Genomic DNA, 25,538 nt, shown 5'->3' with positions numbered 1-25,538 from the left:
ATGTAAAAATTGCATATTAGACAAGAGGAAATTACTCCCCTCATCTATTCTTATGACCTAAACTTTCTTAATTCCTCTAATTCATTTTGCCTTATAAGCTCTGCTTCAGCATCACTATTATCATTTTTATTTACTTCTATTGTCTCATCATCAAAATTACTTATATCAAGTGTAAAATCATCACTTTCAGTATTTTTTATTTCATTTACATCACTATTACTATCTTGTATTAACTTTTGCCTACTTTTATTAATAGTAAGTAACTTTTTATCACCTTTATTATCTTTAATTGACTTTGATTTACCGTTGGTTCCTTTAACCAACTTTGACCCTAAATTACCACTAGTTACTGTTTTACTGCTACTTTTAGGTTTTCTTCCTCTTTTAGTGCTGCTTTGATTAACTATATACTCATACAATATTCTTTTAATCTCATTATTCTCGTTAAAGGATTCTGAGAGATAATCTATAATTATCTTCTCATGCTCCTTATTGGCATTAAATGTAAGTTGGACTCTTTTACTTGATTTAGAAATCATTATGCACTTGCTCCCCAAGTTATTTTTGAAGCTTCCATTGCACCAATTACATTTGAGTTTAAGGCATCTTCATGAATCTTAAATTTGGGTAATTTTAATTGATTTATATACTCTTGTAACATTAGAGATGTCCCACCTGTAAAGATTACCTTATATGTCGATAAATTAATTAACGGTTTAATACTATCTAATATATTGTTAAGAAACTCTATGTATTGCTTTTGATATACCTTTATGAACCCTTCATCAATCAATCTTTTTATGTCTTCTTCAACAAAATTTTGCCCTTTGGCATTCTCAATATTCTTTATTTTTTGAAAAAAATTATAACTTCCTAATGTTATAGTATTAAGCTTTTCAATTTTCCCATTTATTAGCACTGCTAAATTAACAGTTCTTGAACCTATATCAACTATAACTATTGAACCTTTCTTATCCTCACTTGATAATGAAAAATATGTCGAATACCCTTCTGGTAATATAAGAACATCTTTAATGGAAATTATGCGATCTTCTCCATTATATTTAAAAGTGAATTCTTGATTTTTAAATTTATTTATTAACTTTGTTTTTGTTTGCATTTGAATTATGGGTAATAATAAAGTTAAATTAGTTTCCACAATTTGCTCCTTTGGATTTGCTTTACATAATGCATATAAAATTTGAGGAACTATATATCCTTTTTCTGCTTTATTTAGTTCCTTTTGTATTTCTCCAATTTCAAAATATATAGTTTGGTCATTATACTCTATTCTTTGAAATCCCTCGTCATAAGCTTCATAGTCAGTACTGATTCTACTGCTACAAACACCTTTAACTCCTCTATTATTAATCCATTTTGTGTTCCAATTTCCAGGATCAGCCGCACAAAATTTAACTTCTTTTAAATTCTCTTTTACCTTTACATTTTTTACATTTACATTTTCCATAATATTAATTCCCCCTATATTTTAATTGATAACTTGTAGCTTCCCTTTTAAAAATTATTAGGGAAGCTATATGACTAACCAATCTGTTTTTGAATTTTAAAACTCAGCGATTTCCCTAAAGAACGTTGAGGTACTGGAATACTTTTTTTGCCATCTTTACTTTTATAGATTTTATGATCACCAGTTTGCCTATCCTCTTCATATCCATTTATTTCTAGCAACCTATTCATGTCTTTATAGTTAAATATTTTATAGATATCCTTTTTATATTCTTTAGAAATATCAACTTTAGCATCCAGTGTAAGAGTTTTTAATAATTCAATTCTTTCTTTTTCTAATTTTTGTATATCTCTTATTAAATTTTCAACCAATACTCTGTAAATATGTAAAGTTGGTTTTACACATTCTTTACATATAAATTCTATATTATCTGTTAGTTTTTTCATTCTAAACTTCAAAATATTTGCGAATTTGTTCATATTACTAAGTTGTGCTATTATAATCAATGCATTTAATTTATCTGTTTCTGGAACAACTTTCTCTTTAATTACCTTTAAAATTTCTGTTTCAAAAATTTCTGCTTCAAAATATTCTTTATGAAAATAATCCATGTATTTATCTACTAAATTAACAAAATTATTTTGATATTTAACATAATCATTAAAAAAATTCGAAAAATCATGTAAATTATTAACTTTTAATAACCTATTTTTCATCTTATTAGATATATCTTTTATCTTTTCATATCTTTCATTTGCTTTACTGTCTGCTAATTTAACTAATTCATCATTCACATCCGTCATCATGAAATCTTCCACTATTCTTTCTTGTATTTTAAAAGCATTCATTATCATTAACTCCATTTCTTCTCTGTTCATTATTTATTCCTCCATTTCCCAATTTTCACATTCACCAGTTTCATTATCATATTCTGGATAAGTATATTCACATTCACTATGTTTCATATGAATACAAGTTGAACAATCTTTGTATATAGAATTTAAATAATCTTGTCTTCTTCCTAAATAATTTTCATACCTTTGCTCTTCATACTCCTGCTCTTTTATCTCTCTTTTTTTACACCATGCAATAATTCCATTATCTTTCCACCCTATAGGAAATAATATAAAACCTCCATCTACTGCATAATAGTTTTTAGTAATATCCTCTCTTTGTCTTAAAAATGCATTACAATCTCCACATTTAAAAAGATTTTCTTCATCTAAACATTGAAATATATTTAAACCTTCATCAAACATATTACTAAAAGGATGAAGTATACATTGATATTGATTTCTTAAATATCTCCATCTACTACCATCTTGTAATGTAAAAATAATCTTATTATCAAGTTCTATCGCATTATCAAAAATTGTTTCCTCGTTTAAAAAATCAAATGTTCCAACATCAGAATCTGCAAATTCATCTTGCCAATCTAATATTGTTTTACCTATTTCATTAATACTTTCACAACTTAAATCATTTGCATTCCTTATTTGTTGCCCAATTTTATTAATAGTACTTTCTAATCTTTCATCCATAATTTATTCTCCCTATTTTTTATAATTGGAGGAGAATATCCCCTCCAATAGATATGTTATTTTTTAACTATAAGAAAATACAAACTCATAATCCGAATCATCTCCATCTGTAGTATATTTCTCGATTTCAACGTCAATTAATACCACTCTAGAATCCACACTATCTCTATCTCTATTAAATTTAGTAAATATAAAATTTTTAGTTTCTTCTACATATTGCACTGCATTAAAAGAATATTCTTTTTGCTCCCCCTGATTGTTTTCCTTATAAAAAACACAATATCCTTTACCCTTAGCATTAGATCCCAATGTTTTTAGTTCAGTAATTGTCTTCACCCAGTCATCATCCTGCATTTTCGTTAACCTTAATTGCTCTTCTCTGTACTTGTCCATGTATTATTCCTCCTTAAATTCCCTTAATAATTTTTAAAATTTTATGGTTAAAATCCAGTTAATTGTGTATACTATAGTTAAGTTTAAATTTTTATTCAGTAGAATTTAAGTTTCGCACACTTATATTCTACATTTGAAACTACATATTTTTGATTAAGGTTTAGTTCTTCTGCTATGCCTTTTTCTATTTTTTGTGTTTATCCCTATCATCTCCTTTCATAATTTATAACTTTCTTGCATTTCTTTGGCGTAATTCTATTATATCATGATTAATTATATCGTCAATACATAGTTGTGTAATTTTATAAAAAATTATAGTTTACTTTCTTAATTATAGTTTATTATATAAAAATTATAATTAATTATTAATATATATATTTATTCTATAATTTTTATTTGACAAATAATAATTATCTTATTATACTAATAATATAAGTGTTATATTGATATTAAGGAGGTGATTTCATTGCCAGTAGTTCATGTTGATGATACATTGCGAAATGCTATAAAAGAAGAACGTAAAAAAAGAGGTCTTAGAGGAGATATTTTAGCAAAAGATATACATAAGAGTGCGAGTTATATAAGTCAAATTGAAAATGGAACTATTTCTACTATGGATATAAGCATACTTTATGCAATTTTTAAAAGAATAATTGATTTACCTGAAAAAGATTTATCTGATTATATATTTGAAAAATTTGATAAAAACATTAAGTTCACAGAAAAAGATATCCGTAAAAGAGAATGGATACTTAATTTAGAATATCAATTTAGATTATTTCCAATATCCCTCGAAATAATAAATTATTTGCAAACTAAATTAAATAATTTAAACATATCTCCTAAAGATTTAGTTCTAAGAATCAACCAAAATGAAGATTTAGAAGAAAGTGTTCTAAATAAATTAAAAGATAATGTAGTATGGGTAAAAATGGATGAAGATGGTCAAACTCAAACTGCAATAAAGTTTAACCTTGCTGAAGATTATATTGACCAGATATTAAATAAAAAAATTAAAACAATTAATAAAATTAACATGGAAGGAATTTTATATAGTATCTACAAACTTGAAGGTATGAATCCATTTGATGCTAATATTAAAGCAGATAAAAAATTATTAGATTTTAAATTTTATACACTAGAGGAAAGAAATCAAAAAATAAAGAAAGCCAAAAATGGAAATATAGATTTAAGTACTATAATTTCAGAAGAAGATAGTGAATGTAGTAAATATATTTATGATATAGCAGGAGATTTCTCTGCTTTAAGAGATATAAATCCTGTATATGGTCTAGCTGTTCTTAAGGCCTTTTATAGATCATTAAATTTAAATAAAAATTTGATGTATGGTATATTGAAACTAGATTTTTCTGAATTAAAAGATATATCTAATGAACGAAAAAAAGTATTTATTGATGAGGTTCAAAAATTAATAGCAAAATATAAACAACCCACTGAAGATGACTTTATTCTTTAATAATAATGTCTATACGTTTTTAAAAAATAAACCTATAGACATTATTTTTATTAAAGTAACTATTTCAATTTTAATTACTATTCTATGTACCATTTAATAGCAATTAGACATCTCTATAAAATCCATTCCATCATTTATTCCTAATGCAATAAAATCACTTCCAGGCGAACTTAACTCTTCAAAATCCGTTAACTCACTGGAATCAATTTTTAATTTCTTTATGTATCCAGTTCTTTCCTCGTCGCATTTATCCCATTCAAAACCTTTTACAATTACAAAATTTTTATCTACACATACAGTAAAATCCTCAATAACGAAATCCCCCAGGGTTCCTTTTACAAATAAACATTCCTTATCAAAATTATCTAACGCTGCAAACACTAAATTTTTTAACATATTTATCCCTCCTATTAGTTTTCCCCTTTAAAAAAAGGAAACCCATTTAACATATTTTTTTAAATTCTTCATGCGTTAATTCGCTGCATATTCTTATAGGTATATTGTCCAAAATGTAAGCAGTAAATACATACTCACCTGGTAGTGGTTTATAGTCCCAAGGTACTATTTTACCTAATCGATCTCCTAATTGCTCTTGCTTTACTTTTAAAATATTATTCATATTTCCCTCCCGGACTTTACTTTCATAGGTTATATTATACTTATTAAGTATATAATATCACTATAAAGGTTATATGTCAATAACTTTTAAGGGGATTTCATAACTTTAACTTGACTTTTTTATAGATACAAGGTATTATATATCTTATAAAATAGTATTGAATAACTAGAGGAGAGATATTATGATTAGAATTTATGTATCTGATTTATTAGGTAGATTTAAGAAAAGTCAAAAATGGCTTGCTGACACTGCAAAAATTAGACCAACAACGATTGGTTTATATTATAAGGAAAACATTCAAAGAATAAATATTGATGATCTAAATAAAATAGTTAAAACATTTAAAACATTAGATAACAATATTGCTTTAACAGATGTTATTAACTTTATAGATGAAGAAAAGGTAGAGGAATAAATCCTTTACCTATCCGTTTAGATTGTATAAATAAATATATACTTAAAATATCTCTTCAAATTCTATTCCCAATATTTGTAATGCTCGTTTTTTTACATTGTCTTTCCATATCCATTCATTATCATTATGATGATCACCTTTTTGAACTTCTTCTACTCTAAAAGGTATTCCTTCTTTATTACATATTACAAAATCTAATTCACAAGTTTTTAAATAATTAAGTTCATTATCATTCAAAAAATGTTCTAACGAATATACATTAAATATCTTTGAAAAATTATAATTAGGTACTATTATACAATCAGTGTATTCATCTTTCAAATATATATATTTATTTATTTCAGCGCTTGACTTAAATATATTTTTTATTAATCCCTTTTTTAATAATTCTGTATTAGATGGTATATTAGTTCGTTTTTCTTTTTTCATGTAACAATCATTGAATATTATATCATATGTAAAATATTCATTACTTAAATCTAAATATAAATCATTACTATATTTGATCCTGAATTTTTCAAATTTAAAAATTATATGATCATTATATTTTATTTTAAAAAACTTTCCATCAAAAAACTCATCAAATGTTATATCATCTAAATAATTATATAATTTATTTAAACATTCTATCTTTTCATTCATAGCCATTATGCTATATCGGTTGAAATTTTGTATTTCTAATATTTCATCAATAGCCCTTTTAAATAATAAGTCCTTAATTTCATCTTTACCTTTTTTCTTCCTTATACTATATATTACTCTATGAAGTATGAGATTTTCGAAAACATTATTACGTTTATTATTATAATTAGAATCTCTCTCCTCAATATCTTTAATTATCATATATAATTCTTTTTTACACTTTGGTGAGAATGATAAAACTTCTCTTTCATCTTTGGTTAGATTACTTCTATATAATTTAAAATCTTTTTCCATAATAAATTGTGACGGAATTTCTGTATCATTTATTTCAAAATATTTATTTAACAATTGAGAATTTATTTCAGTAATTACATTTTTCAAATTATCTTTTATGACATAAAACAACTCTTTTTTTACATTTAAACAATCACTACAAGAACATTTTAATAAATTATCAAATTTATCATGCATATTAATTTCTCTTTCTTCCTCGTGATTACAATCAATACATTTATATTTAGTACAATTTAAATCATAATTATAAAAATATATGAATGCTTTTCCATTACATTTAAGACACTTTACTTTTACCCCCACTGGCTCTATATAGTTTTCTTTTGCACCTTTAAATCCTATTACTCTTTTTATTTTTAACACATCTACCTTTTCATTACTTTTTTCATTTTTATATTTCCAATAAATATAACTAAAAATTTGTTTTTTCCCATTTTCATTCAATTTATCAAACTCAGTTATTATTTTTTCAAATTTCTTATCTATGTCTGATATTTGTGTTAAATAAATTGTTGGTAATAAGTTTATAATTTCTTCAGATATACCTGTATAATTATTAAATATTTTATCTTCTAGATTTTTTATATGATTTAAAACAGATATATCAAAATTTTGTTTCAAATCATGACTTTTATATTCATATTTAAGAATATTTGAAGACCTTATTTTTTCAAATGATTTATTCATTTTACTATAACTAAATATATTTGTAAAATTTACATGTAAATGTTGTATAATATTCACCTCTATATAAAATTCTTGGATTAATTATATATATTTTTCCACATGCATTATAGAATATACATTAATAATACAAAAAATACCTGAAATAACATAAATAATATAAATTTTTAAAAAAGATATATATCCCAATTTTCTTATTTTAAAAACATAGTTATACCAACATTTCCAGAGTATCTATTTTTCAAAAAACACAATTTAAGGCACCAAAAAAATAAAGAGGTACAATTTTACATACCTCTCATTTCTAATGCCCTTAAAATGGCTCTATGAAGTTATAAAATTGGTAGTTAAAATTTAAAATCAGATATCCCTGAGAAGGATAACGGAAATATCTTTAGCCCCTCTAACACTTTCATTTAATATAGCTGTTAAGAATTTAGCATCTTGTTCTTTTCCTTCATTTTCTAATCTCTTTATCTCTTTAAATGCTGATTTAGCTCTAGTGTATGTTCTTCCACTAATTCCTATTTTGGGAGCTACTATATTTCTAGTTTCTCCTTTTCCTTTAGATATACCCTCAGGACAATTGTCCGTAGGGTTGCTTTGTTTAATTCCTGCCTTCATTCTCTTTTCGGCTTTAACTTTGACTATATCTTCCCATATTTCAGCTTCTTTCATTTTTTGTACAAATGTTTTTTCCCTATAAAAGTTTTCTAATAATAATCTTTCTAATTCTTCATTTTTATCTTTAAACTCAATTCTTTCATAAGGTATTTCTTTTATTCCTAAATATTTACAAGCAAATAAATTAGCCCTGCTCATATAACTCTTTTACAAATTTTAATCCTTCTTTTATTTTTTGTTTTGAAAAGTTACACTTAGCAAGTTTATCTTCATCCCATTTATCAATATCATTATAAAAGAATAATGCTATCTCATAACTTCTTTTTGATTTACGTGAATGTATTGCTCCAATTAGTTTACTCTCAGCTTCTCTAAGTTTATGATCATGTATATCTCTTTTCACCATGATTTCCAATAATCCATCTTGTGAAATAGTTCCATCATCATTGTTATTGTATTTATCTAAAATCCATTGTAATTCACATTCCATATCAACTTTATATCTTCTTGCGTTATCTGCCCAGGGCATAACTCTAGCCATATATAAATTTATTAAGGTTTGCAGCAGCTCTTTGTTTACATTTTCTATTCTCTCAAATTCTTTACTTATTTCTTTTTGCAAAAATTCTAAATTATTTTTCCCATTATGTACATCTTCAATAAGTTTATAAATATATTCTCTATTCACTTTCATGCCCCTTACTTGCTCATTTATAGATCTTTGAAGTTCAGATCCTTCAATATTAACTTCTTCTATTACTTCATTTTTATTAGCATTATCATTCGTATTAGGATGTTGTTTCATTTTTTCTTTATATTCACTTATACATTCTTTTATATATTTTTGACTTACTTCTCCAAGGTTTTTTATTAGATAAAACTCTTCTTCATTTAATGATAGAAGCTTATCAATACTTCTAATATTTTTATGAACTAAAGCTTTAATACTATGTGTATGAAATTTTAATAATTTACACAAATCATATAATTCTGTTTCTTGATTTATTCTATTCTTTGCTTTTAAATTCTCCATTTCATTAGAATAAGATTCAAATTCTTTATACCTCTCAATTGTTGAAGTAATTGTTGAAAAAGATATCTTATATTCTTTAGCTAATTCTTCAAGACCTACCCCTTCTTTAATTTTTCGCATAATTTCTAAATTCCTCGTATGAATCTTAGTCATGTTAAAAATCCCCCTACAAATCACTATTTCAAATATAATTAATTCTAAGATGGCATTATTACATTATTAGTCATTATTATTAGATTCCTAATTAACTTCTAAGTAAATTATAACATTATCTACTCATATATCTTTATTTACCTTTCAGTATATTTATTTGGCACTACTGGACGATTATATATCTCAATATCTATATCTATGAACCCTCTTCTCTGTGCTCCTATTAATGTTTGCCACATGTTGTCTCTACCAATAGGATTATAAGTATGTATATATATTTTATCAGCTCTTAATCCATTTTTACACATATACTTAACTAAATCATACCCTGTTGGTAATAAATTACCTTTTTCATCTTCTCCTAAATCATGATCTAGAGAAAGAATTTCAACTTTATAGTTTTCTAAGTAATATATCGCTTCTTCTACTGTTCTTGCTAATATAAAACCTTCTGGAACATCTCGTAGGTCATCTAAATAGAGGTTTATTTTTTCTTTCATATTTTTATTTCAATCCTTTTTTAATAATATAATATTGAGCATCTCTTTAAGCAGCTCCTTCAGAATAATTGAGTACCAATATCTCAACTTTATTCTTTTTAGCTTCTTCTACTATTTTTTCCACTTTTAATGCAATATCATTTTTAAGAAAATATTCCCCACATTGCTTACAAACATTTGCTGGAACACCTTTAATTATGATAATGTGTCCATCCAAATCAACAATATGATTAACATTACCCTGTATCAAATCACCTTTACATAAAATGCAATTCATCTTAATCACTTCCTTATGGTTCTTAAGCAATTATACCATTAATATTTATCTAAATAATATGTTATTATCATCCAAATATATATCGCCTGCTATTAGTAATTACTATTTAAAGAATAGATATAAATAGTATATATATATTTCCGTAATCTGGTATCCACATTTTAATTTAATTTGATACCCACATCTGGTTGTAAACTATAAATCATATAACTGAAAACTACAGTTCACATCCAAAAATAAATACGGTCAATTTTGAGAATTTTAATAATAGAATTGGTAATTTGAGGTATAAAGATAAGTATTATATTTTAGAGTTGCTATTATTTAAGAATTGTTATTTCAAGCTTTATAAGATATGCATATTTTTATGAATAGCAAATAAGACCTTTTAAATTTTCCTTTAAAAAAGGTTGACTTTAATAAACCTAAGTTTTTAAAAATTTTTGATGAAATCTTTAAAAATTAGTGGTATAATTAATTTAATAATATATATTATTTTGTTTATGGTGAGATTATATTGGGTGCAACTTATATAATCTCTTTAACTTTTTATATTTTTATTCTATATCTTCCCACCCTAATAATTGCTTTTCTAATAAATCAAAATCATATGTTCGCTGTTTAAAATTATTAAATGTAGATGTTTTTCCGTTACTATATTTTCTATATTCTTTCTTTTGCTTGTCCTGCTTTTCTGCATTTTTAATTTTGGCTTCTTCTTGCTGTGCTTTATATATTTGTTTTAATAAATCCACTAATTCCTTTTTCTTTGCCATAATATAGTAATTAGCTTTATTCAACCCTTGTCTAATTTTTATAAACGGGCATAGAGGGCTTTCTACCATACGATTAATACAATGTGATATATATTCTCTAGTAAATCTAAATTCGTCTGCTATCTCCTTCTGTGATGCATATACAATCATATAATTATTTTGGGTTATATCAGTATTAACTCTGCCTTCAAAAAAATCCAAAATTAGACCACAAGCTCCCATAATACCTTTAGGCAATGACTTTAAGAAAGCTATTTTTATATTTACTGGAAATGCATTACTAAAAACTTTTATATTTTTTAGGGGCATAAATTCGTTTCTAAGTTTTTCTTTTAATTGTTCACTCATTAACATTACCTTCTACCCCTTTTCTTTAGATTACTTTCTTTTCTCTTTAATTTAGGGGCAATATTATCTATAACTTCAACCATGCTTGACATTCTTGAATTATAATAATTGTTCAATTGTTTGAAAGTCGCGTGACCTGTAATATTTTTTAGTATAAGTGGAGATACATTCTTTTCAACTGAACGAGTAATAAATGTGTGTCTATATATGTGAATTCCACTTTTTTTAATCCCTCTTTGATGGCAATATTTAACTATGCCTTTTTGCAACGAAGTTCGGCTTAACATATCTCCATATACAGTCGGAAATAAGTAATCCTCACCATCACCTTTTCTTAAATTTAAGTAATTGTCTAAAACCTCATAAAGAGAACTACTTATTGGAAGATATCTAGCTTTTTTGTTTTTAGTATAATTACAAGTTATTATTCTATCTATCATATTTAAATTATTGACTTTTAAGTGCCTTAATTCACTGGCTCTTAATCCCGTACTAGCTAATAACCAAACACAAGTATATACTCTAATACTTACAAAATCTTTACTTTTAGGAGGTTGTAAAAGTGTGTTAAGTTCATCTTCTGTAAAAATTTCTTTATGTTCTTGTTGTACTTTAACATAGGGTATATTGAAATATTCAAAAATATATCCTTTTTTCATACAATACTTTAAAACTGGCGATATGTTCTGTAAATAACTATTAATGGTAGTCCCTTTCATACCTTTTTCCTGTAAAAAAAGTACGTATGATTCTATTGTTTTAACATCTAAGCCACCGCAATTTTTATTTTTTCCTAGAAATTCACAAAAATATTTATTGTGATAATAATAAGTTTTTATTGTATCTTCCGATAATCCTCTAACCTTAGAAATAGCAATGTATTCCTTAAATGCTTCTTGGTATGTTTTTTTAATAATTTGGCTTTCATTTTTGAATAATTGCTTTCCTTTTGATATACCTTTTTTCAATTTCATGACCACCCTTATTTTTTATTAAAAAACATCAAAAAAGCGCTTATGAAAAACTAATTTAACAACACTTTTCATAAACACTTTTATTAACTTATTTTATTGATATATCTAGGGTTTAAGCCATTCCGTGTCACTCCCACTCTATAGTTGAAGGAGGTTTTGAAGTTACATCGTAAACAATCCTATTAACTCCTTTAACTTCGTTAACTATTCTTCTTGAAACTTTGTCTAAAACCTCATAAGGTACCCTAGCCCAGTCACAAGTCATTGCATCTGTGGATATGACAGCCCTTAATGCAATAGTATAGCAATAAGTTCTCTCATCCCCCATTACTCCTACAGAGCGTATGTTTGGAAGACAGGCAAAATACTGCCATATAGTCTCATCTAAATCAGCATTTGCTATTTCTTCTCTAAATATTGCATCTGCATCTCTAGTTATTTGAAGCTTTTCCTCTGTAACATCTCCTAAAACTCTTATAGCAAGTCCCGGTCCCGGAAACGGTTGTCTCCACACTAATTTATGAGGTATACCAAGTTCTTTACCTACTGCCCTGACCTCATCTTTAAATAGTTCCCTTAGAGGCTCTATAAGTTTAAAATCCATATCTTCAGGTAATCCGCCTACATTATGATGACTTTTTATAGTAGCAGATGTTCCAAGCCCACTTTCTACCACATCAGGATATATGGTTCCTTGAACCAGAAAAGCTATTTCTCCTAACTTTTTAGCCTCTTCTTCAAATACTCTTATAAATTCTTCTCCTATTATTTTTCTCTTCTTTTCAGGATCTGATATATCTTTTAACTTTTGTAAGAATCTTTTCTCTGCATTTACTCTTATAAAATTCATATTAAACTGTTTTTTAAATATATCTTCAACCTGATCTCCTTCATCTTTTCTTAAAAGACCATGATCTACAAATATACAGGTAAGCTGCTTTCCTACAGCCTTATGTACAATCATTGCTGCCACTGAAGAATCTACTCCACCGGACATGGCACATATTACCTTTTTATCTCCAACTTCTTCTTTTATTGATTTTATCTTTTCATCCACAAAAGAAGACATAGACCAATCTCCTTTTAAATTACATATATCAAATAAAAAATTAGAAAGCATCTTTTTACCAAAAGGGGTATGTTCAACTTCTGGATGAAACTGAACTCCATATATTTTTTTATCAATATTCTCTACAGCAGCTACAGGGCTTTCTCCTGATTTTCCTATTATTTTAAATCCTTCTGGAGGATATGATACAAAATCCGTATGACTCATCCAACAACTCTCATTTTTATCTATGCCAGAAAATAAACCACTGCTATTATTGAGAACCACATCTGTTTTTCCATATTCCCTTACTTGTGCACTTTCAACTTTCCCCCCTAGTGTAGTACATATAAGTTGATGACCATAACATATACCTAAAACCGGTACACCTATTTCAAATATATCTTCACTTATTTTAGGAGCATTATCATCATATACACTATTAGGTCCTCCTGTAAATATTATTCCTCTGGGGTTTTTTTCTTTTATTTTATCTACAGAATAGGTATAAGGGACTATTTCACAGTATACATTATTTTCTCTCACTCTTCTTGCTATAAGTTGATTATATTGCCCTCCAAAATCAACTACAATAACTAATTCTCTTTCCATTAGTGTCCTCCCAATGTAAAATTTACTTAACTGCTTTTATTTAGATCCATCCTTATATTTTGTGAAGATCAATTATAGTTTATTCCTATATTATAAACTATTAAAAGTCATAAATACTAAAAGATAGTTCTTTATTTAATTATACAATATTATCACTGTGCAATACTATAATTAGGAGCTTCCCTAGTCATAGATATATCATGAGGATGACTTTCTCTTAGCCCTGCAGAAGACTGAACTACAAAAGTAGCTTTTTCATATAAGTCTTTTAGAGTAGGTGCACCTAATAATCCCATACCTGAACGTATTCCTCCCAAAAGCTGAAATATAGTATCTGCTAAAGGTCCTTTATAAGGTACCCTTCCTTCAACACCTTCTGGAACCAGTTTTTTATTTCCCTCCTGAAAATACCTATCTTTACTTCCACAAGCCATGGCAGCCAGGGATCCCATTCCTCTATACACTTTATAACTTCTTCCTTTATATATTTCCGTCTCACCAGGAGCTTCCTCACAACCTGCAAACATAGATCCCATCATAACTACCTTTGCTCCTGCTGCCAATGCTTTTACTATATCTCCTGAATATTTTATTCCTCCATCTGCAATAATTGGAACGCCATATTTATCAGCTTCTTCTACACAATCCATTACTGCAGTAAGCTGTGGTACTCCTACTCCTGATATTATTCTCGTAGTACATATAGAACCAGGTCCTATTCCTACTTTAACTGCATCTGCACCCGCTTCAATTAGATCTCTGGTAGCTTCTGCAGTTGCAACATTTCCTGCAATAATTTGTATATCAGGATATTTTTCTTTTATAATTTTAACTGCATCCAATACTCCCTGTGAATGTCCATGGGATGTATCTACGGTTATTACATCTACCCCCACTTTAACTAAAGCATTTACTCTGTCCATCATATCCTTAGTTACTCCTACCGCAGCACCGCATAAAAGTCTTCCTTTTACATCCTTTGCTCCATTAGGAAATTTTTTTACTTTTTCTATATCCTTTATAGTTATAAGCCCTCTTAAATTATTGTTACCATCTACTAGTGGAAGTTTTTCTATTTTATGAGTCTTCAGTATTTCCTTTGCTTCTTCAATAGTAGTGTTTTCCGGAGCTGTTATAAGATTTTTACTGGTCATAACTTCTGATATCTTTCTATCATAATCTGTTTCAAAGATTATATCTCTGTTTGTAATTATACCTACCAATTTATAATTTACGGTAATTGGAATACCCGATATTCTATATTTGCTCATAAGTGCTAATGCGTCATTTATACTATTATCCGGTGAAAGATAAAATGGATCTGTAATTACACCATTTTCCTGTCTTTTTACTTTGTCCACTTCCATGGCCTGGTGTTCTATAGACATATTTTTATGTATTATTCCAAGGCCTCCTTCTCTTGCCATAGCAATAGCCATTTTTGAATCCGTAACCGTGTCCATACTAGCACTGATAAGAGGTATATTTAATTTTATATTTTTAGTTAAGTTAGTATTTAATAGAACTTCTCCAGGTAAAACTTCAGATTTATTTGGTACTAAAAGCACATCGTCAAAAGTATATGCTTCTTTTAAAATCTTTGCCACTTAAAATCACTCCAATTCTAAATTATTTTATAAAATATTCTTAAAATATAACGTAATAAAAAAAACATATTAAATTCACTTAAAGAAAATTAATATGACTTTACCATAATAATTCCAATAACATTCAGAAATTTATGGTTTCCTGCAGACATTTCCCTACCACATTCAGGATATATGAATTGAATAAAGAACTTATTTAATTTTTTACGAATTTTAATATATTTCTCTCTATCTTATTAACTATTTACACTATTTTATTCAATTTTTTAGTTTTTGTCAACGTGAATTTATAATATTCTTAAAACAAAAAACTAACCCGATATCTAAATAGATATCGGGTTAGTTTTTTGTTTTAAGTTATACATATTTTTTTAATACATTCCGTCCATTCCGCCCATTCCTGGTGCTCCTGGCAATCCTGCAGCATTATTCTTTTCTGGTATATCTACCACTGCTGCCTCTGTAGTTAAGAATGTAGCTGCTACAGATGCTGCATTTTGAAGTGCAGATCTTGTTACTTTAGTAGGATCAACAATTCCATTGTCTATCATGTTTACATATTTATCAGTTAACACATCATATCCTATACCAGCTTCACTGTTTTTAACTTTTTCAATTATTACGGAACCTTCTACTCCTGCATTAGCTGCTATCTGTCTAACTGGTTCTTCTAATGCCTTTGTTATTATGTCTATACCAACTTTTACATCAGCTATATCTGAAGTAAGTTTTGAAACCTCTGGGATTGCATTTACATATGCAGTTCCTCCTCCTGGTCCCATACCCTCTTCAACACCAGCTTTTGTAGCTGCAAGGGCATCTTCTATTCTCATTTTCTTCTCTTTCAATTCAGTTTCTGTTGCTGCTCCAACCTTTATTACAGCTACTCCGCCTGAAAGTTTTGCAAGTCTTTCCTGTAACTTTTCCTTATCAAATTCGGAAGTAGTTTCTTCTATCTGTGCTTTAATCTGGGATACTCTATCTTGTATGGATTTTTTATCCCCTCTTCCATTTACTATGGTAGTGTTTTCTTTATCAATTTTTACTGACTCTGCTCTTCCGAGATCTTCTAATGAAACTTCCTTTAAATCTCTTCCTAGTTCTTCTGATATTACCTTACCATCAGTAAGTGTTGCTATGTCCTGGAGCATTTCCTTTCTTCTATCACCAAAACCTGGTGCCTTTACTGCAACGCAAGTAAATGTTCCCCTTAATTTATTAACAACTAAAGTTGTAAGTGCTTCTCCTTCAACATCTTCAGCTATTATAAGTAATTTTTTACCCTGTTGTACTATCTTCTCCAGTAATGGAAGTATATCCTGAATAGTGGATATTTTTTTATCTGTAATTAAAATATAAGGATCATCTAATAGCGCTTCCATTTTTTCCGTATCAGTTACCATATATGCACTTAAATAACCTCTGTCAAATTCCATACCTTCAACTACATCTAATTCTGTTCCCATGGTCTTTGATTCTTCAACAGTTATAACTCCTTCATTGCCCACTTTTTCCATAGCATCAGCTATCAATTTGCCTATTTCTTCATCAGAAGCTGATATAGCAGCAATCCTTGCTATATCTTCTTTACCTTTTACAGTCCTTGAAACCTTCTTTATTTCTTCTACAGCCTTATCTACTGCTATTTTTATGCCCTGTCTTATAAGCATAGGATTTGCTCCAGCCGTAACATTTTTTAATCCTTCTCTTATTATGGCCTGGGCAAGTAATGTAGCTGTAGTTGTTCCATCTCCTGCCACATCATTAGTTTTTGTAGCAACTTCCTTTACAAGCTGTGCTCCCATATTTTCATAAGGTTCCTCTAGTTCTATTTCCTTTGCTATTGTAACTCCATCATTTGTTATAAGTGGAGAACCAAATTTCTTATCGAGTACTACATTTCTTCCCTTAGGTCCAAGAGTAACTTTTACTGTATTAGCTAATTTGTCCACGCCTTCTTGCATTCTTTTTCTAGCATCTTCACTAAATAAAATACTTTTTGCCATAAAAAACCCTCCTTACAACTTCCGTTATATAAATACTTATTTGTTTTTGACATCATACTTTATAATTTACTACTCAATTATAGCAAGTATGTCATCCTGTCTTAGAATAGTGTATTCCACTCCATCTATTTTTACTTCATTTCCAGCATATTTAGAGAACAATACCCTATCCCCTACCTTAACTTCCATTTTAATTTCTTTTCCATCTATCACTCCACCAGGTCCTACTGCCACAATTTCTGCTTCTTGCGGTTTCTCCTTAGCACTTCCCGGCAAAACGATACCACTTTTTGTAGTTTCCTCTGCCTCAATTTTTTTAATTACAACTCTGTCTCCAAGTGGTCTAATTTTCATCTAAACCCCTCCTTAAAAATACTTTGAATTTATTTTAAATTATTTTTAGCTTTATTGTTAGCACTCATTAATTATGAGTGCTAATACAATTATTATAATAATGAATAGCATTTATATTTTCAAATTTAAATTTTGCACTTATTCAACTATTTATGGCAAAAAATATAGGTTATACTTTGATTATATCCTTATTTCACCTTATTACTAATAATTTCACATGTGTTATATATTATTAGTATTTTCCAATTATAATTACATATATACAGAATTGATATAATTTAACTTGGGAAATAACTATATATAAAAATTGAGATAATGATAATATTCTACTGGAAGAGAACATGGATTGGAATACTAAAGTTGTTCATTACTTTGAGATGTTTTATTTTTTAAAAATTTCATTAATATTTTTTCTCCCTTAAAAATTCCTACAGTAAATAAGAATACAGCTATCACAACTATACTTACAATTATTATCTTATTACCAGAATATATTTCTGCCCCAAAATAAGCAGATAATACTATTGCCGGTAATCTTCCTAATAGAGAGCAAATTATAAAATTTTTAAATTTAATTTTAGATATACCACATATATAGGCCAAAATATCTTTGGGTATTCCAGGAATTAAATATAGTATAAATACTATGGTATTTATACTGCCTAAATCTAATATTTTTTGAAAGAATGTTAAATTTTTATTGGATATTATTCTATTTACAAAGGGCCTTCCATAGTACCTAGATACACTATAGGCAATTATATTGCCTATAATTATACCTATAATAGATACTAAACTTCCCCAAAATGCTCCATATATATATCCTCCTGCAATCTGAATAATCTCTCCTGGTATAAAAAAAGCCACCACCTGTAAAATTTGAATACTTATAAATGCCAATACACTATACTTGCCATAAGACATTACTAAACTTTTTAGTTTAGCGGGTTCTGTAAACAAGTATATATATTCATGATAATATGTATAGGCTAAAATAATAAATATAAAAAATACAATAAACAGTGCAAAATAAAGTTTATAATATTTAAAATTTTTTTCAACATGTTTTAACATATAATTTATCCTCTGATCCATCTTATATTTTAATATGAACTATGTTTAATTCACTATTCTGAATTAAAAGTTTACTTTAATATATTTTAACCCAATATAAAATACTTATTTGTAAAAGTTATTTTTACTAACTAAATTTTTATATTATTTTCTCTAGCATAATAAAATAAATACTGCTGGGCAAATCCTGATAATTCTCCAAATTTGTTTACTCCAAAATCTCTTATTTTCTTTAAGGATACATCCGGTGCCAGATAAAAATGATTCATAGCTCTTTTAACCCACACATCTACAGGAAATGCAGAGTATTTTTGCATGGAAAACAACATAATACAGTCTGCCACCTTAGGTCCTATACCCATAAACTTCTGTAGTTCTTTATGACAGGCTTCATCTTCCTGCATCTTAATCCAGTCAATATCATACGCCTCATGATAACTTCCTCTAGATTTTATTCCGTTATCATAAATTTTTGATATGGTATCTACAATATATTTTGCTCTGAAACCTGTTCCACAGGCTTCTATTTCCTCTAATGTGGCTTCTTTCAACCTATCTAATTTAGGAAAGGCATAATAAACCTTATCTTTAAACTCTAAAGTTTCACCCCATCTTTTACTTATATTCTCTATAGCTTTCTTTATCATGGGAATTCTGTTGTTAGCAGATATTATAAAAGAAACAATTAATTCGAAAGGTTCCTGTTTTAAGAGTCTAATACCTCCTCCGAACTCTACAGCTTTTTTTAAGATAGGATCTTTACCTAATATGTGCTTTATTTCCCCATAATCCCGGTACAGATCAAAATACTCACACCATATTTCCTTAAAATCTTTTTCACAGGTATTATATATAAATACATCATCCTCTTTTTTTTCTACTTCTATAACTTTTCCAAAAGCTGTTCCTATGTAATTTCCATTTTTCTCTCTATTCCATCTGAAGCATTGGCCACAATCAAATATATGAGGTAATTCAAAATTCCTTACACCTTTCAATATAACTCCATTTTGTAAATTTTCTATATAATTAAAATCCATATAATTACTCCCTACAAATTTTTAATATCATTATACACTAACTATCTTATGATTTCATTAAATGATTCTTAAATTGAAATGAATTTTATACAATAACCCAGAACAAAGTAAAGGCAATCAATACTATTTCATTACGATGCCAATATAAAAGCTGTATTAGGTTAACAACCTAATACAGCTTTTATAGAAAATAAACTATTTCTTGCTTAAGTACTCATCTATAGCTTTTGCAGCTTTTTTACCTGCTCCCATAGCAAGTATAACAGTAGCAGCTCCAGTTACTGAATCTCCTCCTGCATATACTCCTTCTCTTGTAGTTAGTCCAGTTTCTTCTTCTGCTATTAAACACTTACGTTTGTTCATTTCAAGTCCTTTTGTTGTAGATGCTATCAATGGATTTGGTGATGTTCCAAGGGACATTATTACTGTATCTACCTCTAACTCAAATTCTGAACCCTTTATTGGAACCGGTCTTCTTCTTCCGGATGCATCTGGTTCTCCAAGTTCCATCTTTATGCAACGCATACCTTTAACCCAACCCTTTTCATCACCTAATATTTCTATAGGGTTAGTTAAAAGATGGAATTGCACTCCTTCTTCTTTAGCATGGTGAACTTCTTCTGCCCTTGCTGGAACTTCTTCTGCTGATCTTCTGTATACTATATATGATTCTGCTCCTAATCTCAATGCAGTTCTAGCTGCATCCATAGCAACGTTTCCTCCACCTATTACTGCAACTTTCTTACCAACTTTTATTGGTGTAGCATAATCATTTTTAAATGCTTTCATAAGATTACTTCTAGTCAAGAACTCATTAGCTGAAAATACACCATTTAAATTTTCTCCTGGTATATTCATAAACATTGGAAGTCCTGCACCAGAACCTATAAATACAGCATCAAATTTTTCATTTTCTACAAGTTCGTCTATACTAATAGTTCTTCCTATTATTACATTTGTTTCTATCTTAACACCTAATTTTTTTACATTTTCTACTTCATGTTTTACTACAGTATCTTTTGGAAGTCTGAACTCTGGAATTCCATAAACCAAAACTCCGCCTGCTTCATGAAGTGCTTCAAATATAGTAACATCATATCCGAGTTTTGCTAGATCCCCTGCACAGGTAAGTCCTGAAGGACCACTTCCTATAACCGCTACTTTTTTACCCTTTGGTGCTTCTTTATCTGAAAGGTCTACATTATTTTCTCTTGACCAGTCAGCTACAAATCTTTCAAGTTTTCCTATCGCAACAGCTTCTCCTTTTATTCCAAGCACACATTTTGATTCACATTGACTTTCCTGTGGACATACTCTTCCACAGACTGCAGGAAGTGCACTGGATTTTGCTATAACTTTAGCTGCTGCTTCAAAGTCTTTATTTTTAATTTGCTCAATAAACTGTGGTATGCTTATTGAAACAGGACATTTTGAAACACATCCTGGTTTTTTACAATTTAAACATCTTGATGCTTCTTGTACTGCTTCTTCTTCAGTATATCCAAGACATACTTCATCAAAATTAGTTGCCCTAACCTTTGGATCCTGTTCTGTTATTGGTACTCTTTTCATTCTATCTACAGCCATTATTTGTCACCTCCGCAATTACATCCCTTAGCATGATGGGTGTCTCCTTCTTCTGCTTGGAGAATTTTCTTTCCTTCTTCAGTCTTATACATAGCTTGTCTTCTCATAGCTTCATCAAAATCAACCAAATGTCCGTCAAATTCCGGTCCGTCTACACATCCAAACTTAACTTCTCCACCCACTGTAACCCTACAAGCTCCGCACATACCAGTTCCATCTACCATTATTGGATTTAAGCTTACTATAGTTTTTAAATCATATTCTTTTGTGAGTTTGCATAAAAACTTCATCATAATCATTGGCCCTATAGCAACTACACAATCATATTTTTTACCTTCTTTATCATCTAGAAGTTCTTTAAGTTTGTCTGAAACAAATCCTTTATATCCATAGCTTCCGTCATCAGTAGCTATATATAGGTTATCTGTTACAGCCTTCATTTCTTCTTCCAAAAGTAAATGTTCCTTAGATTTACAACCTACTATAGCATCAGCTTTTACTCCGTGCTCACTTAACCATTTCACCTGTGGATAAACTGGAGCTGTTCCTACTCCTCCAGCTACAAATATAATATTCTTTTTCTTAAGTTCTTCTAAATCCTCATCCACAAATTCTGAATGCATTCCCAAAGGTCCTACGAAGTCTCTAATAGAATCTCCTGCTTCATATTCTGCCAATTTTTGTGTTGATGCACCCATTGTTTGAAATACTATCTTTACTGTTCCTTTTTCTGCATCATAGTCACAAATAGTAAGAGGTACTCTTTCACCCTTATCGTCTATTATAACTATAATGAATTGCCCTGGAAGACAGGACTTAGCTACTCTTGGCGCCTCTATATCCATTGAATATATCTTAGGTGCAAGAGCTTGTTTGTCTACAATTTTATACATTCCATTCACCCCATCTGAAAAAACTAATAACTATTATAAAACGTTTAACTTTAAGACTTAAATCTAATTTCAAACATAAGCCCTTTATTATATTATATCATATTACTAAAATAATTTCACTACTATAAAAAACTATATAATTAAAAAAAGATTTTAGACTAATCATTAATTAGCCCAAAATTCTTTTTAATTATTATAATTTAAATATTACTTAAAATGCATTTAAATCTATCTAAATCACATAATTTTAATAAGCGAAGAATCCTTTTCCTGATTTTCTTCCTAGCCATCCTGCTCTTACATATTTTCTAAGTAATGTATGAGCTCTATATTTTGAATCTCCAGTTTCATTATAAAGTACATCCATAACTGCAAGAACTACATCAAGTCCAATAAGATCTCCTAATGCTAAAGGACCCATTGGGTGATTAGCGCCTAATTTCATAGCTGTATCGATATCTTCTGCTGAAGCTATTCCTTCTGCCAAAATTCCTACTGCTTCATTGATCATTGGTACTAATATCTTGTTTACAACAAATCCTGGAGCTTCTGCAACTTCTACAGGAGTTTTCCCTATTTTAATGGAAGCTTCTTTTATAATATCAAAAGTTTCTTGTGAAGTATTCATACCTCTTATGATTTCAACTAATTTCATAACATTTGCTGGATTAAAGAAATGCATTCCTATAAATTTATCCTGTCTTTTTGTAGATGTTGCTACTTCAGTTATAGATAATGAAGAAGTATTAGTAGCAAAAATTGTTTCAGGTTTGCATATTTCTTCTAATTTTCCAAAATAGTCTTTCTTTATATTCATATCCTCTGATGCCGCTTCTATTATAAGATCACAATCAGCCAATTTTTCAAGTTCAGTTGTTGTACTTACTCTTCCAACTATTTTATCAGCATCTTCCTGAGACATTTTTCCCTTTGCTACTTTTTTATCATAAGCTTTCTTTACTGCTGCTAAACCTTTTCCAATACTACCTTCAGTTCTTCCACGGATAATTACATCTACACCTGCTTCTGCAAAAGCCTGCACAATTCCACGAGACATAGTTCCACTACCTAAAACTGCTACACTTTTAATACTCATATATGTCACTCCTCCTTAAAAATTTAATATGATTGAATTTTAGTAATAAATTAATTAAAATTAGTATGCTTAAAATACAAGCATTTATTCATATAGTTTCCTCCACTGCAATACTTACATTAATACTGCAGGGGAGGTTCCTAACACATAGAAATACTATTTATAGATTATAAACATTCACAAAATCAATTAAAGATTTAAAGCTTTAACTTGTTCTACAAATTCTGGAACAACCTTATATAAATCTCCTACAATGGCAAGATCCGCTACTTGCATCATTGGAGCGTTTTCATCTTTATTTATAGCCACTATAAATCCACTATCCTGCATACCAGCTAAATGTTGTATTTGACCTGATATTCCGCATGCAACATAAAGACCTGGTCTTACTGTTTTACCAGTTTGTCCAACCTGATAGCTCTTATCTATCCAGCCAGCATCTATAGTTGCACGGGATCCACCTATAGTTCCACCTAATAAATCTGCTAATTCTTTAAGAACTTTGAATCCATCTGGACCACCAAGTCCTCTTCCACCTGATATAATTACATCTGCTTCTGAAATATCTATTGTATCACCAGCAGATTTAACTACTTCAATTACGTCAACTCTGATGTCACCCTTTGCAACATTTGCAGCTATTTTTTCTATTTTTCCAGTTCTTGAAGCATCTCTTGGAAGCGCATTAAAAACTCCTGGTCTTACTGTTGACATTTGAGGTCTTGTTTTTTCGCAAGCTATAGTTGCCATTAAGTTTCCACCAAATGCAGGTCTTGTCATCATCAAATTCTTTGTTGCCTCATCTATATCAAGTCCTGTACAGTCTGCTGTAAGACCTGTAAACACTCTACCTGCAACTCTTGGTCCTAAATCTCTTCCGATAAATGTAGCTCCTATAAGTAATATTTCTGGTTTTCTTTCTTTTATAAGTTCATCTATTACTTTAGTGTATCCATCTGTAGTATAATGTTTCAAAAGAGGACTATCTGCGTATAAAACATTATCTGCTCCATATGCAACTAATTCTTTTGCTAAATCATCTACTTCACTGCCAAGTAATACAGCAGTTAATTCTACTCCTAAAGTGTCTGCTAATTCTCTTCCTTTTCCAACTAATTGAAGTGCTACTTTTTGTAGTTCTCCATCCCTTTGTTCAGCAAATACCCATACGCCTTTGTATTCTGCTAAGTTCATTCTAAACCCCTCCTATATATTAAATGACATGTTTTTCTCTTAATTTTGAAATTGAATATGCTACTGCTTCTTTTATTGGTTTATTAACGATTTCTCCTGCTCCTTTTGCTTCTTTTGTATGTGATCTCTTAACTTTTGTGCAGGAACCATTAAGACCAAGTTTACTTTTATCTACATCTAAGTCATCAGCACTCCATATTTTAACTTCTTTTTTGAAAACTTCAAATATGTTCTTCATGTTCATATATCTTGGTTCATTCAACTCTTTTATAGCAGTTAACATGCATGGAGTTTTAATTTTTGCTACTTCATATCCATCTTCCCAAGCTCTTTGAACTGTTAAAGTATCTCCATCTACATCAACTTTTTCTACATATGTTATCTGAGGTATTCCTAATTTTTCTGCTATTTGAGGTCCAACCTGTGCAGTATCTCCATCTATAGCCTGTCTTCCTGCAAATATTAAATCATAATCTAAATTTTTAAGTGCTCCTGCTAATGCATAGGAAGTAGCTTGAGTATCTGCTCCTGCAAAAGCTCTGTCTGAAACTAATATTGCTTCATCAGCTCCCATAGCTAGAGCTTCTCTAAGTGCATCCACTGCCTGTGGAGGTCCCATGCTTACTACTGTAACTGTACCTCCTACTTTTTCTTTTAAAGCAATTGATTCTTCAAGTGCATTTTTATCATCTGGATTTATTATTGATGGAACGCCTTCTCTTATTAATGTTCCTGTTTTTGGATCTATTTTAACTTCAGTTGTATCTGGTACTTGCTTTAAGCAAACTACTATTTTCATTATGAACTCC

At 29.0% G+C, this 25,538-nt stretch carries 27 protein-coding genes; 2 read left to right on the top strand and 25 right to left on the bottom strand.

Features of this window, described 5'->3' with window-relative positions; genetic code table 11:
- Positions 1-50 precede the first annotated feature (50 nt).
- The 5 genes from BS101_RS03085 to BS101_RS03065 form a co-directional block, all read right to left on the bottom strand.
- A complete protein-coding gene (locus BS101_RS03085) occupies positions 51-539 on the bottom strand; it encodes a hypothetical protein (protein WP_073537480.1) in 489 nt (162 codons plus the stop codon).
- Complete coding sequence (locus tag BS101_RS03080; RefSeq protein ID WP_242951382.1) at positions 539-1,468, bottom strand: ParM/StbA family protein; 930 nt, start codon at positions 1,466-1,468, stop codon at positions 539-541. The genes BS101_RS03085 and BS101_RS03080 overlap by 1 nt, the downstream gene beginning before the upstream one ends.
- Positions 1,469-1,542: 74 nt before the next feature.
- Entirely contained in the window at positions 1,543-2,346 is an 804-nt protein-coding gene (locus BS101_RS03075; protein ID WP_073537479.1) for a type II toxin-antitoxin system HicA family toxin, read from the bottom strand.
- Positions 2,347-2,349: 3 nt separating this feature from the next.
- Positions 2,350-3,009 (bottom strand): hypothetical protein, encoded by a 660-nt coding sequence (locus BS101_RS03070; RefSeq protein ID WP_073537478.1) that lies wholly within the window; start codon positions 3,007-3,009, stop codon positions 2,350-2,352.
- A gap of 63 nt (positions 3,010-3,072) precedes the next feature.
- Positions 3,073-3,402, bottom strand: coding sequence for a hypothetical protein (locus BS101_RS03065; protein WP_073537477.1), 330 nt, complete (start codon positions 3,400-3,402; stop codon positions 3,073-3,075).
- Positions 3,403-3,868: 466 nt separating this feature from the next.
- On the opposite strand from BS101_RS03065, the gene BS101_RS03060 reads away from it, so the two are divergent.
- Positions 3,869-4,879: a helix-turn-helix domain-containing protein gene (locus BS101_RS03060; RefSeq protein WP_073537476.1), complete on the top strand. Its 1,011-nt coding sequence runs from the start codon at positions 3,869-3,871 to the stop codon at positions 4,877-4,879.
- A gap of 93 nt (positions 4,880-4,972) precedes the next feature.
- Here the strand turns inward: BS101_RS03060 and BS101_RS03055 are convergent, their stop codons facing one another.
- Together BS101_RS03055 and BS101_RS22575 are read right to left on the bottom strand one after the other, a co-directional pair.
- Positions 4,973-5,275 carry a hypothetical protein gene (locus BS101_RS03055; RefSeq protein WP_073537475.1) on the bottom strand — a complete coding sequence of 101 codons (303 nt, stop codon included), beginning with the start codon at positions 5,273-5,275 and terminating at the stop codon, positions 4,973-4,975.
- A gap of 46 nt (positions 5,276-5,321) precedes the next feature.
- Entirely contained in the window at positions 5,322-5,498 is a 177-nt protein-coding gene (locus tag BS101_RS22575) for a hypothetical protein (protein WP_156875994.1), read from the bottom strand.
- Positions 5,499-5,679: 181 nt separating this feature from the next.
- On the opposite strand from BS101_RS22575, the gene BS101_RS03050 reads away from it, so the two are divergent.
- Positions 5,680-5,913, top strand: coding sequence for an alkaline phosphatase (locus BS101_RS03050; protein ID WP_073537474.1), 234 nt, complete (start codon positions 5,680-5,682; stop codon positions 5,911-5,913).
- A gap of 42 nt (positions 5,914-5,955) precedes the next feature.
- Here the strand turns inward: BS101_RS03050 and BS101_RS03045 are convergent, their stop codons facing one another.
- The 18 genes from BS101_RS03045 to BS101_RS02960 form a co-directional block, all read right to left on the bottom strand.
- Positions 5,956-7,536 (bottom strand): hypothetical protein, encoded by a 1,581-nt coding sequence (locus BS101_RS03045; protein WP_073537473.1) that lies wholly within the window; start codon positions 7,534-7,536, stop codon positions 5,956-5,958.
- 357 nt (positions 7,537-7,893) lie between these two features.
- Positions 7,894-8,355, bottom strand: a complete 462-nt coding sequence (locus BS101_RS03040) for a hypothetical protein (protein WP_242951381.1) — start codon at positions 8,353-8,355, stop codon at positions 7,894-7,896.
- Positions 8,342-9,343, bottom strand: a complete 1,002-nt coding sequence (locus BS101_RS03035; RefSeq protein WP_073537472.1) for a DUF6483 family protein — start codon at positions 9,341-9,343, stop codon at positions 8,342-8,344. Before BS101_RS03035 ends, BS101_RS03040 begins: the two co-directional genes overlap by 14 nt.
- Positions 9,344-9,480: 137 nt before the next feature.
- Positions 9,481-9,843: a cyclic-phosphate processing receiver domain-containing protein gene (locus tag BS101_RS03030; protein ID WP_073537471.1), complete on the bottom strand. Its 363-nt coding sequence runs from the start codon at positions 9,841-9,843 to the stop codon at positions 9,481-9,483.
- Positions 9,844-9,889: 46 nt separating this feature from the next.
- On the bottom strand, positions 9,890-10,120 hold the full coding sequence (locus tag BS101_RS03025; RefSeq protein ID WP_073537470.1) for a type II toxin-antitoxin system MqsA family antitoxin: 231 nt from the start codon (positions 10,118-10,120) through the stop codon (positions 9,890-9,892).
- A 557-nt stretch (positions 10,121-10,677) separates the two neighbouring features.
- Positions 10,678-11,244, bottom strand: coding sequence for a hypothetical protein (locus BS101_RS03020; RefSeq protein WP_242951380.1), 567 nt, complete (start codon positions 11,242-11,244; stop codon positions 10,678-10,680).
- A gap of 5 nt (positions 11,245-11,249) precedes the next feature.
- Positions 11,250-12,218 carry a tyrosine-type recombinase/integrase gene (locus BS101_RS03015; RefSeq protein ID WP_073537468.1) on the bottom strand — a complete coding sequence of 323 codons (969 nt, stop codon included), beginning with the start codon at positions 12,216-12,218 and terminating at the stop codon, positions 11,250-11,252.
- A gap of 127 nt (positions 12,219-12,345) precedes the next feature.
- Positions 12,346-13,878 (bottom strand): glutamine-hydrolyzing GMP synthase, encoded by a 1,533-nt coding sequence (guaA, locus tag BS101_RS03010; RefSeq protein ID WP_073537467.1) that lies wholly within the window; start codon positions 13,876-13,878, stop codon positions 12,346-12,348.
- 152 nt (positions 13,879-14,030) lie between these two features.
- Positions 14,031-15,485: an IMP dehydrogenase gene (gene guaB / locus BS101_RS03005; protein ID WP_073537466.1), complete on the bottom strand. Its 1,455-nt coding sequence runs from the start codon at positions 15,483-15,485 to the stop codon at positions 14,031-14,033.
- A gap of 371 nt (positions 15,486-15,856) precedes the next feature.
- Entirely contained in the window at positions 15,857-17,491 is a 1,635-nt protein-coding gene (gene groL / locus BS101_RS03000) for a chaperonin GroEL (protein WP_073537465.1), read from the bottom strand.
- Positions 17,492-17,560: 69 nt separating this feature from the next.
- The gene (groES, locus tag BS101_RS02995) at positions 17,561-17,845 is read right to left on the bottom strand and encodes a co-chaperone GroES (RefSeq protein ID WP_011989032.1); all 285 of its coding nucleotides are present in this window, start codon (positions 17,843-17,845) and stop codon (positions 17,561-17,563) included.
- 354 nt (positions 17,846-18,199) lie between these two features.
- On the bottom strand, positions 18,200-18,919 hold the full coding sequence (locus BS101_RS02990; RefSeq protein WP_073537464.1) for a TVP38/TMEM64 family protein: 720 nt from the start codon (positions 18,917-18,919) through the stop codon (positions 18,200-18,202).
- Between the two features lie 131 nt (positions 18,920-19,050).
- Positions 19,051-19,959 carry a DNA-3-methyladenine glycosylase family protein gene (locus BS101_RS02985; RefSeq protein WP_073537463.1) on the bottom strand — a complete coding sequence of 303 codons (909 nt, stop codon included), beginning with the start codon at positions 19,957-19,959 and terminating at the stop codon, positions 19,051-19,053.
- Positions 19,960-20,154: 195 nt separating this feature from the next.
- Complete coding sequence (gene gltA / locus BS101_RS02980; RefSeq protein WP_073537462.1) at positions 20,155-21,546, bottom strand: NADPH-dependent glutamate synthase; 1,392 nt, start codon at positions 21,544-21,546, stop codon at positions 20,155-20,157.
- Positions 21,546-22,439 carry a sulfide/dihydroorotate dehydrogenase-like FAD/NAD-binding protein gene (locus BS101_RS02975; RefSeq protein ID WP_073537461.1) on the bottom strand — a complete coding sequence of 298 codons (894 nt, stop codon included), beginning with the start codon at positions 22,437-22,439 and terminating at the stop codon, positions 21,546-21,548. The genes gltA and BS101_RS02975 overlap by 1 nt, the downstream gene beginning before the upstream one ends.
- 247 nt (positions 22,440-22,686) lie before the next feature.
- Positions 22,687-23,529, bottom strand: a complete 843-nt coding sequence (locus BS101_RS02970; RefSeq protein WP_073541067.1) for a 3-hydroxybutyryl-CoA dehydrogenase — start codon at positions 23,527-23,529, stop codon at positions 22,687-22,689.
- Positions 23,530-23,724: 195 nt separating this feature from the next.
- Positions 23,725-24,729 carry an electron transfer flavoprotein subunit alpha/FixB family protein gene (locus tag BS101_RS02965; protein ID WP_073537460.1) on the bottom strand — a complete coding sequence of 335 codons (1,005 nt, stop codon included), beginning with the start codon at positions 24,727-24,729 and terminating at the stop codon, positions 23,725-23,727.
- Positions 24,730-24,748: 19 nt separating this feature from the next.
- Positions 24,749-25,528: an electron transfer flavoprotein subunit beta/FixA family protein gene (locus BS101_RS02960; RefSeq protein ID WP_073537459.1), complete on the bottom strand. Its 780-nt coding sequence runs from the start codon at positions 25,526-25,528 to the stop codon at positions 24,749-24,751.
- Positions 25,529-25,538: the final 10 nt, after the last annotated feature.

Source organism: Clostridium kluyveri (assembly GCF_001902295.1).
Taxonomy (GTDB): domain Bacteria; phylum Bacillota; class Clostridia; order Clostridiales; family Clostridiaceae; genus Clostridium_B; species Clostridium_B kluyveri_B.
Note: the sequence above shows the minus strand (reverse complement) of the source record. Positions and strands in the feature narration are given on the sequence as shown.

Excerpts from the sequence above, each read along its gene's own strand:
- BS101_RS03065 (WP_073537477.1), bottom strand. The coding sequence starts at position 3,402 with ATGGACAAGTACAGAGAAGAGCAATTAAGGTTAACGAAAATGCAGGAT.
- BS101_RS03035 (WP_073537472.1), bottom strand. The coding sequence starts at position 9,343 with ATGACTAAGATTCATACGAGGAATTTAGAAATTATGCGAAAAATTAAA.
- BS101_RS03020 (WP_242951380.1), bottom strand. The coding sequence starts at position 11,244 with ATGAGTGAACAATTAAAAGAAAAACTTAGAAACGAATTTATGCCCCTA.
- BS101_RS03045 (WP_073537473.1), bottom strand. The coding sequence starts at position 7,536 with ATGAATAAATCATTTGAAAAAATAAGGTCTTCAAATATTCTTAAATAT.
- BS101_RS03055 (WP_073537475.1), bottom strand. The coding sequence starts at position 5,275 with ATGTTAAAAAATTTAGTGTTTGCAGCGTTAGATAATTTTGATAAGGAA.
- guaA (WP_073537467.1), bottom strand. The coding sequence starts at position 13,878 with ATGGAAAGAGAATTAGTTATTGTAGTTGATTTTGGAGGGCAATATAAT.
- BS101_RS03015 (WP_073537468.1), bottom strand. The coding sequence starts at position 12,218 with ATGAAATTGAAAAAAGGTATATCAAAAGGAAAGCAATTATTCAAAAAT.
- BS101_RS03080 (WP_242951382.1), bottom strand. The coding sequence starts at position 1,468 with ATGGAAAATGTAAATGTAAAAAATGTAAAGGTAAAAGAGAATTTAAAA.
- BS101_RS03050 (WP_073537474.1), top strand. The coding sequence starts at position 5,680 with ATGATTAGAATTTATGTATCTGATTTATTAGGTAGATTTAAGAAAAGT.
- BS101_RS03085 (WP_073537480.1), bottom strand. The coding sequence starts at position 539 with ATGATTTCTAAATCAAGTAAAAGAGTCCAACTTACATTTAATGCCAAT.
- groL (WP_073537465.1), bottom strand. The coding sequence starts at position 17,491 with ATGGCAAAAAGTATTTTATTTAGTGAAGATGCTAGAAAAAGAATGCAA.
- gltA (WP_073537462.1), bottom strand. The coding sequence starts at position 21,546 with ATGGCTGTAGATAGAATGAAAAGAGTACCAATAACAGAACAGGATCCA.
- BS101_RS03070 (WP_073537478.1), bottom strand. The coding sequence starts at position 3,009 with ATGGATGAAAGATTAGAAAGTACTATTAATAAAATTGGGCAACAAATA.
- BS101_RS03075 (WP_073537479.1), bottom strand. The coding sequence starts at position 2,346 with ATGAACAGAGAAGAAATGGAGTTAATGATAATGAATGCTTTTAAAATA.
- BS101_RS03030 (WP_073537471.1), bottom strand. The coding sequence starts at position 9,843 with ATGAAAGAAAAAATAAACCTCTATTTAGATGACCTACGAGATGTTCCA.
- BS101_RS02975 (WP_073537461.1), bottom strand. The coding sequence starts at position 22,439 with ATGTATAAAATTGTAGACAAACAAGCTCTTGCACCTAAGATATATTCA.
- BS101_RS02985 (WP_073537463.1), bottom strand. The coding sequence starts at position 19,959 with ATGGATTTTAATTATATAGAAAATTTACAAAATGGAGTTATATTGAAA.
- BS101_RS02965 (WP_073537460.1), bottom strand. The coding sequence starts at position 24,729 with ATGAACTTAGCAGAATACAAAGGCGTATGGGTATTTGCTGAACAAAGG.
- BS101_RS22575 (WP_156875994.1), bottom strand. The coding sequence starts at position 5,498 with ATGAATAATATTTTAAAAGTAAAGCAAGAGCAATTAGGAGATCGATTA.
- BS101_RS02990 (WP_073537464.1), bottom strand. The coding sequence starts at position 18,919 with ATGTTAAAACATGTTGAAAAAAATTTTAAATATTATAAACTTTATTTT.
- BS101_RS03025 (WP_073537470.1), bottom strand. The coding sequence starts at position 10,120 with ATGAATTGCATTTTATGTAAAGGTGATTTGATACAGGGTAATGTTAAT.
- BS101_RS02960 (WP_073537459.1), bottom strand. The coding sequence starts at position 25,528 with ATGAAAATAGTAGTTTGCTTAAAGCAAGTACCAGATACAACTGAAGTT.
- groES (WP_011989032.1), bottom strand. The coding sequence starts at position 17,845 with ATGAAAATTAGACCACTTGGAGACAGAGTTGTAATTAAAAAAATTGAG.
- BS101_RS03040 (WP_242951381.1), bottom strand. The coding sequence starts at position 8,355 with ATGAGCAGGGCTAATTTATTTGCTTGTAAATATTTAGGAATAAAAGAA.